Below are 13,471 nucleotides of genomic sequence, written 5' to 3' on the forward strand. Positions count from 1 at the left end.
AATAGTTATTTACAGATATGCACGAAACCCCAGAATTAAACGCCGGGTATTGGTCCAGCCGATACCAGCAAAAGGAGACCGGTTGGGATGCAGGATTTATCACCGCCCCCTTAGAAACGTACATCAATCAGCTTGAAAACAAAGACCTTTCCATCCTGATTCCGGGGTGCGGCCACGGCCATGAGGCTGAGTTCCTGCACCGGCAAGGATTCCCGCAGGTCTACCTGATGGACTTTGCGCCAGAACCGTTGGAGCGGTTTAAAAGTAGGAATCCCAACTTTCCGGCAGACCATCTGCTGCAACAGGATTTCTTCCAGCACACAGCCCTTACCTTTGATTTGATTTTAGAGCAGACCTTTTTCTGCGCCTTGCCCAGAAACCGTAGGCCTGACTACGCCAGAAAGATGTTTGACCTGTTAAAACCCGGCGGGAAGTTAGTGGGCGTCTTGTTTTCTGAGGAATTTTCTACACCGGGCCCTCCTTATGGGGGCACTCCCCAAGAATACCAGGCTTATTTTGAGCCATATTTTACGTTTAAAGTGTTTGAGCCCTGCTACAACTCTATTCCGCCGCGGGCCGGCAGAGAATGGTTCATGGTGCTGGAGCGCCGTCCAAAACCGCAGTTTATCGCTTAGATTATGTACTTTTGGGCATTGAACTAGGCTACTTGTCTTAGTCTCCGTTTTTGGCCTGTTTTCTGGAAAATAACCAAAAAACGGCACTTAACACTGGCTACTAGTTCCTGTTTACTGCACACTGAAAATTGATTCCAATGAATATCTCCATTCCTAAATTACAGCACACAGATTCTGGCAACTTCTTTTTAATGGCCGGACCTTGCGCCATTGAGGGCGAGGAAATGGCCCTTCAGATTGCCGAAGAGCTGGTGCGCATTACCAACCGCCTGCGTATTCCGCTTATTTTCAAAGGATCTTACCGCAAAGCCAACCGTTCCCGCCTGGATTCTTTCACAGGCATTGGCGATGAGAAAGCATTGAAGATTTTGGCTAAGGTTAGCCAGACCTTTGGTATCCCCACCGTCACTGACATTCATGAAAGCCATGAGGCCGCCATAGCCGCAGCCTATGTGGACGTTCTGCAAATCCCAGCTTTCCTGTGCCGTCAAACTGATTTGTTAGTAGCCGCTGCGCAAACCGGCAAGGTGGTGAACATCAAAAAAGGCCAGTTCCTTTCTGGAGAGTCTATGCGTTTTGCCGTAGATAAGGTGAAAGAATCAGGCAATGCCAACGTGATTTTAACAGACCGCGGCAACACGTTCGGGTACTCAGACATGGTGGTGGACTTCCGGAACATACCAGCCATGCAGGAGAACCAGGTACCGGTGGTGATGGATGTTACCCATTCCTTGCAACAACCCAACCAAGCCTCAGGCGTGACGGGCGGCAAGCCGGCCTTGATTGAGACCATTGCCAAAGCAGCCATTGCCGTAGGCGCTGACGGGCTTTTCATTGAAACCCACCCAACCCCCGCCACTGCCAAATCTGACGGCGCTAACATGCTCCAATTGTCAAATTTAGAAAGTCTGCTGGAGAAGCTGGTGAGAATCAGAGAAGCGGTGCGGTAATGATTAGTGAATAATGACTAATAATCTTTTACTAGTCTTACATAATTAATTCACTTCCTATACACTTAAAGCCCTTCCTTTTTGGCCTGTTTTCTAGAAAACAGGCCAAAAAGGAAGGGCTTTTTATGGTTGGACCATTTCAATAATGAAAAGCTAATAACTGGTGGTTAATCACTGATCATTAGAAGCGTAATGTGAAGTTTTGTTTTGGCTGGTTCTTCCGGAAGAAGACGAGGCCTATGTAGAACAGGTCAACAGTGATCATCACTTGCGGATGGGCCTTGATATTTTGCCAGGCCTGGGCCATTTCACTGGACCAGTAAATATCGTCAAAGATGAAAACGCTGTCTTCATGGGCTTTTTGCAAGCATTGCTCAAAATAGGCAAGGGTAGGAGCCAGCCGGTGGTTGCCGTCAAAGAACACGAAGTCTAGCTGCCCCATTTTGTCCAGGGTTTCCGGCAGCGTGTTATCCATATTCCCTTCCACCAGACGCACATTCTGCAAGCCTAGCTTGGTAAAGTTTCGGCGGGCTTGGGTAGCAATGGCCGGGCAGCCTTCCAAGGTGTACACTTGGGCAGTTTGCCGGGCTAGGGCTAAGTAGGAAGTGGTGAGGCCCAATGAGGTTCCCAGTTCCAAAATGGTGCCGGGCTTGAAATGATTGGCCAGCCTGAACAGCAGCTGGCCCAGGCGGGCTGGTTTGGCTGCAGTTTTAGCAATGGAGGCAATCGTTTTCTTTTTGGTTTTGCCCGTATGTGATCCTGCCCCGAAGTCTGTGACCTCTAACACCGTGTTATTAGTCAATAACTCCTTCCGTAAGGCTTCCACCTTGTCATAGGCCAGAAAGTAGCCCGTGTGGTGGATGGTGAAACAGTACAGATTGAAAACAAACGGGGAGTGCAATCCATGCGCATTCCCTGAACGCCACCAGAAAGCGGCGTATCTTAAAACCATGCCAGCGTGCTGCAAGAAAAGAGGGGTAGGTTAGTTGAGCTTATACGGAACAATGAGGGTGAATTCAGGGATGGTGGCGTAGAATTGTCTGCCGTCCACCAGGCGCTCCATCAGGAAGGTGCCCTCCATCTTGCCAATGCCGGTCTTGAGGTTGCACCCCGACACGTATTGATGCGACTCGCCTGGTTCCAGCACTGGCTGCTGGCCCACTACACCTTCGCCCTCTACTTCCCGTATTTCATTGTTAGAATCAAAGATATGCCAGTGGCGGCGTAACAACTTTACCGTAAATTCGCTGTTGTTTTCAATGGTGATTCTGTACGCGAAAACAAAGTGCTGCTGCGCCGGACTGGAATAGTCTGGCAGGTAGTTGGTAGTGACCAAAACATTCACTCCTTGATTTGTTTTCGTATCCATGCGTGCCGTTTGTTGGTAAGAAAAGGAACAGCTATCCTGGTGGATTAGTTTAGCCAGCCGGATTCATACCCTAAAAATACGTGAAAATCCTTTAAAGATATAGAAATCTATGCAGGTAAAGATAGAATCAAGTTGGCAGGAGGTGCTACAAGACGAGTTTGAAAAGCCGTACTTCAAGAATATGACGCAGTTTGTGAAGGAAGAATATGCCCGCACAGAGGTTTACCCGCCCGGCAAACTCATTTTCCATGCCTTTGAAGAATGTCCCTTTGACCAAGTGCGTGTGGTAATTCTAGGCCAGGACCCGTACCACGGGAAAGGGCAGGCCAACGGCTTGGCGTTCTCAGTGGCTGAGGGTGTGCGCACGCCGCCCTCCCTGCAAAATATTTTCAAGGAGATTCATTCTGATTTGGGCAAACCCATTCCGGCCACAGGAAATTTGGAGCGCTGGGCAGAACAGGGCGTCCTTTTGCTTAATGCTACCCTCACGGTACGAGCGCATGAGGCAGGTTCTCACCAGAAAAAAGGCTGGGAGGAATTTACAGACGCCGTCATCCAGAAAGTATCTGACTTGAAAGTGCACGTAGTATTCATGCTGTGGGGCGCATATGCACAGAAGAAAGGTGCCGTCATAGACGAGAAGAAGCACCTGGTGCTAAGAGCGGCCCACCCGTCTCCGTTTGCCGCTGACAAAGGCTTCTTTGGCACCCGGCACTTCAGCAAGGCCAATGCCTACCTCAAGCAACACGGATTGCCCGAGATTGAATGGTAATGCAGGTATTTACAAAAAAGAGAGGCCGCCCATAATAGGCGGCCTCTCTTTTTATGCAACGTCGTTTTTGGCCTCTTTTCTTGAAAACAAGCCAAAAACGTAAGTGTTATTCTATGCCCATGAAGATGCGGCTCCAGCGAATCTTGTTCAACAGGCCTTCATTCGGGTCAGCGGACATCCATACTAAAACGGCCTTGCCTACCACGTGGTCTTCAGGTACGAAGCCCCAGTAGCGCGAGTCCAGGGAGTCATGGCGGTTGTCGCCCATCATCCAGTAGTAGTTTTGCTTGAAGGTGTATTCTTTGATCTGCTTCCCGCCAATGGTAATGGTAGAATCCGTCACCACTACGTCCTCGTTGCCTTCATACCGTCTAATGACCATTTCATACAAGGGAATGGTCTGGGCATTGATTTGCACGGTCATGCCTTCCTTTGGTACTACAAAAGGCCCGAAGTTATCTTTGTTGTACGGGTACATGGACGGCTTGAAGGGGAACACCTTGTCATCTACCGCACCTACCTTATCACTCTGCAACTCTATGCGCTGAATGAAGTCATAAGTAGCCAGTTTCTTGGCCGTCTCTGGCGTGGTGTTGATCTGGTAGCCCTGTACGCCGTAGGTAGGGTAAATGTCGGTGATGTTGTGCTCTTTAAAGAACTTCGGGTTGATGGGGTTCTGGCTGAGCAGCAAGTAAGAATACTGTACCTTCTCAGGTTCTGGCAACAACTTGCCGTTGATGTACACCTGCATGTTGCGCATCTCAATCTTGTCACCAGCAATGGCAATGCAGCGCTTGATGTAGTTGGTACGCAAATCTGCGGGGTGCTGCTCTTCCGGTGGGTAGTTGAAGACCACCACGTCATTGTTCTTCACGGTGGTAAAGCCCGGCAAACGGTGCGACTTCAGCTGGATGGCGTCTGAGTAGGAGGGAATATCCGTTCCCCAGATGGTCTGGTGGGTGAGGGGCACCTGCAAGGGCGTCATGGGGGTACGCGGGCCGTAGTGCAGCTTGCTCACAAACAGGTAATCGCCTACCAGCAATGACTTCTCCATGGAAGGAGTAGGAATGGTATACGCCTCAAAGGTGGCCCACCGGATCAAGGTGGCGGCTACTACGGCAAAGAGAATGGCATCTCCCCACTCGCGCAGAAATCCTTTGCGTTGCTTCGGTTTTGATTCTTTCTTGGTCCAGAAACGGGTGCTCATGTAATCTTAGTTAAAGTTGCAGCAAATCAGTCATGCCAAAAATACCCTGCTTGCCTGGTAGCCATTCGGCGGCCAGGAGGGCGCCGGCGGCAAATCCTTCTCTGCTGTGCGCAATATGGTGTAATTCAAAAGTGTCGTTGGGAGAGGTGTACTGCACTACGTGCGTGCCCACCACTTCGCCCTCGCGTTCAGATTCAATGCCCAGAATGTCCGGTGAGGTGGTCTTATCGTTCACCCAGCCTTGCTTGTCTGGGTAGTTTTTCAGGATTCCTTCGGCAATGGTGAGGGCCGTGCCGCTGGGCTGGTCTAGCTTGTGTACGTGGTGAATCTCCTTTACCTGCACGCCATATTCTGGGTACTGTTGCATTTTTTGGGCAACGTACTCATTGAAATGGAAAAACAGGTTTACGCCCACGCTAAAATTAGAGGCATAGAACAAGGCGCCGTTGTGCTGCTGGCACGTAGCAGTTACCTGGGGCAGGTGCTGTAACCAACCCGTAGTACCACACACTACCGGAATGCCCTTCTCCAGGCAGGTCATGATATTGCTAACCGCAGCATCTGGGCTGGTGAATTCAATGGCCACGTCTACCTGGTCTTTGGTGTAAGAGGCAAGGGTAGAAGCATCCTCTACAGACAGTGCAGCTACAATTTGGTGTCCTTTGGCCAGGGCGAGACGTTCAATGGTACGCCCCATTTTTCCATAGCCAATAAGCAGTATGCGCATTACTTAGTTTTTAAGATTGAGCTGGAGCGTGAACATGGGAGCATACGCCGAATTGGCTACTCTCTGCAAGCCGGGCGTGATCTGCAAGGACAAGTCATCGCTTACATCAAACCCTTTCAAGTGGGCATCTACGTGGGCTTCCATCACGTTCAAACCATACGCCAGCACTGCCAAGATAATATCTAAATCTCTATATTTCCTGAAAAAGTCTCTGGACCTGCGTAAGTTGTTAGTGCCTTGGTTGTTAGGTAATTCTAAGCTGTACCCGTACACATCAACGTAGGCGTCTACTGTGTTCTCATCACCGTCCAGGCGGGCTTCCAACGCACGGGCAAAGCCCTGGTACTTGCGGTTGTTGTCATAGATGAAGTAGCCAATCACTCCGCCGGTGGCATAGATCAAGGGAATCTTCCAGTAGCTTTTGTTGTAGGCTTGCCCCAGCCCCGGCAGCACCGCTGAATAAAAGGCGGCCTTGGCCGGCTTGCTCCAGTCTACCAGAAAGCGTTTTTTGGCGGCGGTGGTATCAATGGCCGGCTGCGTGGGCACTACCACAGAATCAGGAGTTGCTGTAATGACTTGTGCCTTTGCCTCTGGTAAATTACCCAAAGCAAAGGCACACGTCATGAAAAATACGGCTGCAATAGACCGCATATTAAGAGTAGTTTAAGATTTCAAGAATGCGGTTCAGGTCATCTACAGAGACAAACGGGATTTTGATTTCGCCTTTGCCCTCAGGCGTGGACTTTACCTGTATACGCGTGCCGAAATAGGTAGATAACCTGGTTTCCACCCGCTTTACTTCATTCTCTAACGGATGCAGGTTGAGTTTGGTCTGCGGGTCAGGCTTTTTGTTTTCCTGGTTGATCTTTCGTACCAGTTCCTCCACCTTGCGTACGCTCAGCTCTTCGTTCACAATCTTGCGGTAGATCTCCAGCTGCATCTCCACGTCTTCCATGTTGATGATGGCGCGAGCGTGGCCCATGGAGATGAGGTTGTCCCGGATGCCAATCTGGATGTCTGGCGGCAACTTCAGCAAACGCAGGTAGTTGGTGACCGTGGTGCGTTTCTTGCCTACGCGGTCGCCCAGTTCTTCCTGCTTTAAGCTACACTCCGTTAAGAGGCGCTGATAGCTGAGGGCAATCTCTATGGCATTGAGATTTTCACGCTGAATGTTCTCAATCAGGGCCATTTCCAGCATTTGCTGGTCATCTGCCTTTCTGATGTAGGCGGGAATGGTATCCAACCCTGCCAGTTTAGCGGCCTGGAACCTACGCTCCCCTGAAATCAACTGATAGGCGTCTGCATTTAGCTGACGCACCGTGATAGGCTGGATGATGCCCTGTACCCGAATGGACTCGGCAAGTTCCTCTAACGCGGTTTGGTCAAAGTGCGTGCGGGGCTGAAACGGGTTGGTTTCAATCTGGGTTAAGGCTATATCCGCGATGGTGTTAACGGCGTTAGGGGTGACAGGAGATTCTTTACGCTCATAGCTGCCCGAAATGAGGGCATTGAGGCCTCTTCCAAGGCCTCCTGGTTTTTTCTTGGCTGAATTATCAGTCATGTACGTTTTCTGCTTAAAAATTATTGGGCAACGGCTACGCCGTTTTTCTCCACAATCTCGCGGGCCAGGTTCAGGTAACTGATGGCGCCTTTGCTTTCTGCATCATGCAAAATAGCCGGCACGCCAAAGGAAGGAGACTCGCTCAGCTTCACGTTTCTAGGGATGATAGTATCAAATACCATCTGCTGGAAGTGCATTTTCACTTCTTCCACCACTTGGTTAGACAAGCGCAGACGCACGTCATACATGGTCAACAGCAAGCCTTCAATCTCCAGTTCTGGGTTCAACCGTGACTGGATAATCTTGATGGTGTTGAGCAATTTGCCCAAACCTTCCAAGGCGAAGTACTCACACTGCACCGGAATGATCACGGAGTCTGCGGCCGTCAAAGAGTTCACCGTAATGAGGCCCAAAGAAGGAGAGCAGTCAATGATGATGAAGTCATACTTGTCCTTGAACGGCACCAGCACCTCTTTCATCTTTTCCTCGCGGTTGGGCAGGTTAATCATCTCAACCTCAGCACCTACCAAGTCAATGTGAGAAGGAATGAGGTCCAGGAAATCTATAGGCGAAGTCATGATGATGCTACTGGCGTCAATGCCATCTACCATGCACTCATAGATGCTGTTCTCAATGTCCTTGGGGTCAAACCCAATCCCTGAGGTGGCGTTGGCCTGTGGGTCTGCGTCTACCAAAAGGGTTTTAAATTCTAAAGCGGCTAAGCTTGCTGCCAGGTTGATGGCCGATGTGGTTTTGCCCACACCGCCTTTTTGGTTGGCAACGGCAATTATTTTTCCCATTCTAAAAATTACAATTCTATGGTTTGACCAATTTCCAGCAAGAGCAACTCTTTCTGCTGGCGCCGGGCTAGTTCCAAAGCCTCTACATGATCAATCTCAATGTACGGGAACGTGTCAAAGTGCATCCCAATCACTTTTTTGGTGTTTACATAGGTGGCGGCCACCAAAGCGTCTTCTACATCCATGGTGAAGTTGTCACCTATGGGCAGCATGGCAAAGTCAACCTTGTAGCGCTCGCCAATCAGTTTCATATCCAGGGTAAGGGCCGTGTCGCCGGCGTAGTAGAACGTTTTCTCAGCGCTCTCTACCACAAAGCCTGCGGCTACACCTGCGTAGGTGCCATCTGGCAAGGAGCTGGAGTGGATGGCGGTGACCATTTTTACGGTGCCAAACGGCAGATGCACTTTGCCCCCAATGTTCATAGGGTGTACTTTCTCTATGCCTTTGTTCTGGTACCAGCCCACAATCTCATAGATGGCTACCAGAGTGGCACCGGTCTTCTTGAGCAAGTATTCCGCATCGGCCACGTGGTCTGCGTGCCCATGCGACAGTAATATGTAATCACACTCTATCTGGTCCAGCTTCACGTCAGACGCCAGCGGATTGCCCGAGATAAATGGGTCGAACAAAACCTTGGTGCCGCCCATGTCCAGCAGAAAACAAGATTGGCCGTAGTAGGTGATTTTCATAAAAAGTAGACTTTTTAAGTTCGCGCTATACTAAACAATTTATGCTTTCACAAAGATACGGGAAATAAAAGATACTTTTTAGCGCAACTTATTAACACTTAGCGGGTATTTATCCCCATTTTCTAAAGAGCCAACCTTGAAGTCAGATGCTTGTTGAGATATAGTAAAAGCTTGATACTAAATTACTAATGACGCTGCGCGAAGGAAAAAGGCAGTGAAAGGTATCCTTTAGTTAGCACCCAGGCCAGAACCGCCTTTTCTTGTACTTTTCTATAACGAGTGCCCCCTCAATCTTCGTTTTTCTGCCCAGTAAAATTCATTCAATTTTGGACGTGGCAAGCAAGACTCCTATTAAAACTGATACTTCGTTTTTGAGCTATTTTCTGGAAAAGGGGCAAAAAACGAGTTATAAGTTAAGAGTGAAATCTTTGTGCGTAAACTGGTGTAAGGTAAAGGGACGGTCATGGTCTGTTGAGTGCGCATACGAGAAGTAGTGTAGTGTCGATTCGTAGAACGACGCTACAACCGGCGGTCTAGGCCGCAAGGCCGGGCCGGTCACGTGCCAGCAGGTAGAAACCGTGCCCCGGGCACGTATGCCTCTTCAGCGACAGGAACCGGTATCACCTACGACAAGCAAACCAAGCATCCAACGTAAACAGAATGGAACCGAAACCAGTCCTGGTTCTGAGCGCCTCTGGTGTTTGTGCGCCGCGGCCAGCGGCGGAGGGGACAAAGTCCCACAAACAACAGCAGTGCGAAGGGCCGGGACGAGGCCCCGCGGCCGTGAGCGCTTACCGGAAGAAATGAAACAGGACAGTGAGTGCGCACCGGAACAGACGGCACTGCCAAGGGAAAGGCCAACGGAAGTGCACACAGGCAGCAGCAAAAAGTGGACCGAATGGAAAAGGCTACGAAGGGGTAACCAACCGTAGTGTACGGACAAGGCAATAACACAGAAAGCCACTAAATTAAATCTGCGCCATAGTGGGCAAAGAGACAGTCATAAAAGGCATTAGTTTTCAATTAGACATCACACTAGGCAGTCCTGCAAAGAGACAATCCTTTACACAAACCAAACTTTCCCTTCCAAACCATGCAAAAACAAAGAAGCCCGACCTATTGGCCGGGCTTCTCAAATGCATTATTTCAAAAGAAACTACTTCGTCTTTTTACGCTCTGCTTCTTTCTCAGCTGCGGCCTTCATAGCATCCTGAATCTTCTTCTGGAAGCCGCCTTTCGGTTCTTTGCCTTTGTTTTTGGCTTGGTAGTCTTCTAAATTCTTACGGATGGTGGCATCGTCTACAAAGCGTCTGATCAAAGCCTGTTGCCCGAAGGTGACAATATTAGACACAAAGTAATAGAAGCTCAAACCGGCAGGGAAGCTGTTCAGCACGAACATGAAGATGATCGGCATGAGGTAAGAGTAGAACTTCATGGGGCCCTGCACGCTGCTCACCTGGTTGTTAGACCAAGTGTACAAGATGGTAGAGGCGGTCATGAGCAAAGTGAACATACTCACGTGGCTGCCATAGAACGGAATGGTGAATGGCAGTTTGGCGAACACGTCATAGGTGCTCAAGTCATGCGCCCACAAGAACGGCTCCTGGCGTAACTCAATGGAGTTAGGGAAGAAATTGTACATGGCAAACAGAATAGGAATCTGCAACAGCATAGGTATACAACCGCTCATGGGGTTAACGCCCATTTTTGAGTACAGCTGCATGGTCTCTGCCTGCGTCTTCTGCATATCGCCTTCGTATTTCTCCTTGATGGCGTCAATCTCAGGCTTCAACACCTTCATTTTGGCCATGGAGATGTAAGACTTGTAGGTCAACGGGCTCAGAATCAACTTGATGTATAATACCAGCAAGATGATGATGATACCGTAGTTGCCGATAAAGTCTTCCAGGAAGTCAAAAGCTGGTAAGATCAAAAGTTTGTTCACGTACGCGAAGATGCCCCAGCCTAATTCCAGGTTTCGGTCAAAGCCCTCCGTCACGTTCTTCAGGATGTCATGGTCGTTGGGACCGAAGAAGTAGGTGAAATGCGCTTTGTTGGCCAAGGCATCCTGCATGGGAATACCCAAGGTAGAACGCAGGGTCTTAATGCCTACAGTGTCCGTTTCAGGCAAAACTTCCAACCGCATCTCGGCAGTTTCAAAGCTGTTTTGGGCAATGATACCGGCGGTGAAGAAATTTTGCTTGTTGGCCACCCATTTCACAGGCTCCTCCAACTTCACGGTTTCGTTCTTGGTGGCGCTGGCAGAAATTTTGTCAAAGTCACCCTCGGCGGTGTAATAGTTCACCGTGGAGTGGGCTCTGTTCTGCTTCACGTCGCGTTCCAGGCGCTTCAGGCGGTCTGTCCAGGTGAGCACGATAGGCTTTTGGGCCACCACCTGCTGCATGCCTCTAAAGTTCAACTGGTAACCCACCTCATAAGACTGGTCTACCAGCGTATACACTTGCTCAATGGTTTGCCCGGGAGCCACCTGTGCCGTGAAGGTGATGACCTTAGCCGGCAATTTGTTGACCGTGGTGTTGGTAATGCCAGACGGCTGGAAGAACAGGTCATTCAGTCTAACGGTGCGGCCAGAATTGGTCTGGAAGGCAAACACCTGCTCACTGCTCTCTTTGTCAAAGAGCAAAAGCGCTTTCTGGTTCCAGGTTTTGTAGTCTTTCAACTCCACCTGCTCCAAAGCACCGCCTTTGCTGCCCAGCGTGAGGCGCAATACCTGGTTCTCCAGGGTGACGGTCCGGTTCTGGCCTGTGGCCAACGTACCGAACTCGCCTAGCTGGGCCACGCGCTGCGCAGTTACCAGGGAATCATTGACCGGAGCCGGAGTAGTGGCGGCAGAAGCCACCTTGGTAGTAGTAGGCTGTTTTTGCGCAGGGTCCGTTTTGGGGGCATCCTGCATGAAGAAGACGCTATAAAGCAGCATCAACACGGCAATCAGGCCCAAGCCTATTGCTTGATTTCTATCCATATTAATTTAAAGTGGGTTATTTGTTCTTGTTTTTGGTGTAGGTAATGGCTGCCTTGATAAAGCGCACAAACAAAGGATGCGGCGTAAGCACCGTACTTTTCAGCTCGGGGTGGTACTGGGCGCCCACAAACCAAGGATGGTTCTGTAATTCAATGACTTCCACTAATCCTGTATCTGGGTTGATGCCTGAAGCCACCATGCCGGCGGCCTCAAACGCGGCAAGATACTCATTATTGAATTCATAACGATGCCGGTGACGCTCCTGAATGTGACCTTTGCCGTAGGCTTGATATGCTTTTGACCCTTTTTTAAGGTCGCAGGCATAAGAACCCAGGCGCATGGTACCACCTTTCTGGGTGATGCTTTTTTGCTCTTCCATCATGTCAATGATAGGATGCGGCGTGGCCGGGTCCATTTCATTGGAGTTGGCGCCTTCCAGTTTCAACACATTTCTAGCAAATTCCACAGAGGCACACTGCATGCCCAGACAGATCCCGAAGAACGGAATATTATTTTCCCGCACGTACCGGATGGCCTCAATCTTGCCTTCAAAACCGCGTTCACCAAAGCCAGGGGCCACCAGCACGCCGTCTACGCCGTGCAGGTGGTGGTCTACGTTCTCAAAAGAGATGAACTCAGACTGAATGGTCTTCAGGTGCACCTTGCACTCATTAAAAGCGCCGGCATGGATGAAAGACTCAATGATGGACTTATAGGCGTCTGGCAGCTCCACGTATTTTCCTACCAGGGCAATGGTCACTTCCTCAGTTGGGTTCTTGAGACGGCCCAGGAATTCTTTCCAAGAGTCCAGAATAGGGTCATGACCACCTGAAAGCTTCAGTTTTTTCATGACACGCTCGTCCAGCTTCTCCTTCTTCATGTGCAAGGGCACATCATAGATGGTTTCGGCGTCCAAGGATTCAATCACGGAATTAGTAGCCACGTTGCAGAAAAGGGCAATCTTCTTGCGCATTTCCGGCGGAATAGGGTACTCAGAACGGCACACCAGAATGTCTGGCTGCACGCCGGCCTCAGACAAGGCTTTTACAGAGTGCTGCGTGGGCTTGGTCTTTAACTCGCCGGCGGCTTTCAGGTACGGCAACAAGGTCAGGTGAATCACCACGGAGTCATTGGGATTCAAATCCCAGCGCAGCTGGCGTACGGCCTCAATAAACGGCAGAGACTCAATATCTCCTACACACCCGCCGATCTCTGTGATGACCACGTCAAACTCTCCGCTTTGGCCCAAAAGCAACATGCGGCGCTTGATTTCATCTGTGATATGAGGAACCACCTGCACGGTCTTGCCCAAATAGGCGCCTTGGCGCTCCTGGGTAATTACGTGGTTGTAAATGCGGCCGGTAGTGACGTTGTTGGCCTGTGAAGTGGGGGTGTCTAAGAAGCGTTCGTAGTGGCCCAGGTCCAGGTCGGTCTCAGCACCGTCATCGGTGACAAAGCATTCGCCGTGCTCATACGGGTTGAGCGTGCCTGGGTCAATGTTAATGTAGGGGTCAAATTTTTGGATTGTTACCGAGAATCCTCTGGCCTGTAAGAGTTTAGCCAGTGATGCAGAGATGATGCCTTTTCCAAGGGAGGAGGTGACACCCCCGGTAACAAAAACGTATTTCGCAGAAGCCATAAGTAGTGGTTGTCTTATGGACTGCAAAGTTACTTGAAAATCTTAGACCTACCTGATAAATGTTCACCAACTCAGCAGAAATACGGAGCGGGAATTAGAAGAAAGTCCGTTTTTGGCCTGTTTTCCAAGAATTAGGCCA

The 13,471-nt window shown here is 50.0% G+C and carries 13 protein-coding genes; 3 read left to right on the top strand and 10 right to left on the bottom strand.

The window, feature by feature from the left end:
- Positions 1-17 precede the first annotated feature (17 nt).
- Positions 18-635 carry a methyltransferase gene (locus tag GU926_RS01390; RefSeq protein WP_160688324.1) on the top strand — a complete coding sequence of 206 codons (618 nt, stop codon included), beginning with the start codon at positions 18-20 and terminating at the stop codon, positions 633-635.
- 137 nt (positions 636-772) lie between these two features.
- Positions 773-1,585 carry a 3-deoxy-8-phosphooctulonate synthase gene (gene kdsA / locus GU926_RS01395; RefSeq protein ID WP_160688326.1) on the top strand — a complete coding sequence of 271 codons (813 nt, stop codon included), beginning with the start codon at positions 773-775 and terminating at the stop codon, positions 1,583-1,585.
- A gap of 181 nt (positions 1,586-1,766) precedes the next feature.
- Here kdsA and GU926_RS01400 read toward each other — a convergent pair whose 3' ends face one another.
- Both GU926_RS01400 and apaG read right to left on the bottom strand, forming a co-directional pair.
- Positions 1,767-2,537 carry an O-methyltransferase gene (locus GU926_RS01400; RefSeq protein ID WP_160688328.1) on the bottom strand — a complete coding sequence of 257 codons (771 nt, stop codon included), beginning with the start codon at positions 2,535-2,537 and terminating at the stop codon, positions 1,767-1,769.
- Positions 2,538-2,567: 30 nt separating this feature from the next.
- Positions 2,568-2,954: a Co2+/Mg2+ efflux protein ApaG gene (gene apaG / locus GU926_RS01405; protein WP_160688330.1), complete on the bottom strand. Its 387-nt coding sequence runs from the start codon at positions 2,952-2,954 to the stop codon at positions 2,568-2,570.
- 109 nt (positions 2,955-3,063) lie between these two features.
- Between apaG and ung the strand changes: the two genes are divergently transcribed.
- A complete protein-coding gene (gene ung / locus GU926_RS01410) occupies positions 3,064-3,726 on the top strand; it encodes a uracil-DNA glycosylase (protein ID WP_160688332.1) in 663 nt (220 codons plus the stop codon).
- A gap of 106 nt (positions 3,727-3,832) precedes the next feature.
- Here the strand turns inward: ung and lepB are convergent, their stop codons facing one another.
- The 8 genes from lepB to GU926_RS01450 form a co-directional block, all read right to left on the bottom strand.
- Positions 3,833-4,933, bottom strand: coding sequence for a signal peptidase I (gene lepB, locus GU926_RS01415; protein ID WP_160688334.1), 1,101 nt, complete (start codon positions 4,931-4,933; stop codon positions 3,833-3,835).
- Between the two features lie 10 nt (positions 4,934-4,943).
- Positions 4,944-5,660 carry a 4-hydroxy-tetrahydrodipicolinate reductase gene (gene dapB / locus GU926_RS01420; RefSeq protein ID WP_160688336.1) on the bottom strand — a complete coding sequence of 239 codons (717 nt, stop codon included), beginning with the start codon at positions 5,658-5,660 and terminating at the stop codon, positions 4,944-4,946.
- 3 nt (positions 5,661-5,663) lie between these two features.
- Positions 5,664-6,284: a DUF5683 domain-containing protein gene (locus tag GU926_RS01425; RefSeq protein ID WP_232058397.1), complete on the bottom strand. Its 621-nt coding sequence runs from the start codon at positions 6,282-6,284 to the stop codon at positions 5,664-5,666.
- A gap of 28 nt (positions 6,285-6,312) precedes the next feature.
- Positions 6,313-7,221, bottom strand: a complete 909-nt coding sequence (locus GU926_RS01430) for a ParB/RepB/Spo0J family partition protein (RefSeq protein ID WP_160688340.1) — start codon at positions 7,219-7,221, stop codon at positions 6,313-6,315.
- A gap of 20 nt (positions 7,222-7,241) precedes the next feature.
- Positions 7,242-8,021, bottom strand: a complete 780-nt coding sequence (locus GU926_RS01435; protein ID WP_160688342.1) for a ParA family protein — start codon at positions 8,019-8,021, stop codon at positions 7,242-7,244.
- Between the two features lie 8 nt (positions 8,022-8,029).
- Positions 8,030-8,710: a metal-dependent hydrolase gene (locus GU926_RS01440; protein WP_160688344.1), complete on the bottom strand. Its 681-nt coding sequence runs from the start codon at positions 8,708-8,710 to the stop codon at positions 8,030-8,032.
- 1,156 nt (positions 8,711-9,866) lie between these two features.
- Entirely contained in the window at positions 9,867-11,693 is a 1,827-nt protein-coding gene (yidC, locus tag GU926_RS01445; RefSeq protein WP_160688346.1) for a membrane protein insertase YidC, read from the bottom strand.
- Between the two features lie 16 nt (positions 11,694-11,709).
- On the bottom strand, positions 11,710-13,332 hold the full coding sequence (locus GU926_RS01450) for a CTP synthase (protein ID WP_160688348.1): 1,623 nt from the start codon (positions 13,330-13,332) through the stop codon (positions 11,710-11,712).
- Between the last annotated feature and the right edge of the window lie 139 nt (positions 13,333-13,471).

The sequence above is a fragment of the Nibribacter ruber genome (assembly GCF_009913235.1).
In the GTDB taxonomy this organism is placed as follows: Bacteria; Bacteroidota; Bacteroidia; order Cytophagales; family Hymenobacteraceae; genus Nibribacter; species Nibribacter ruber.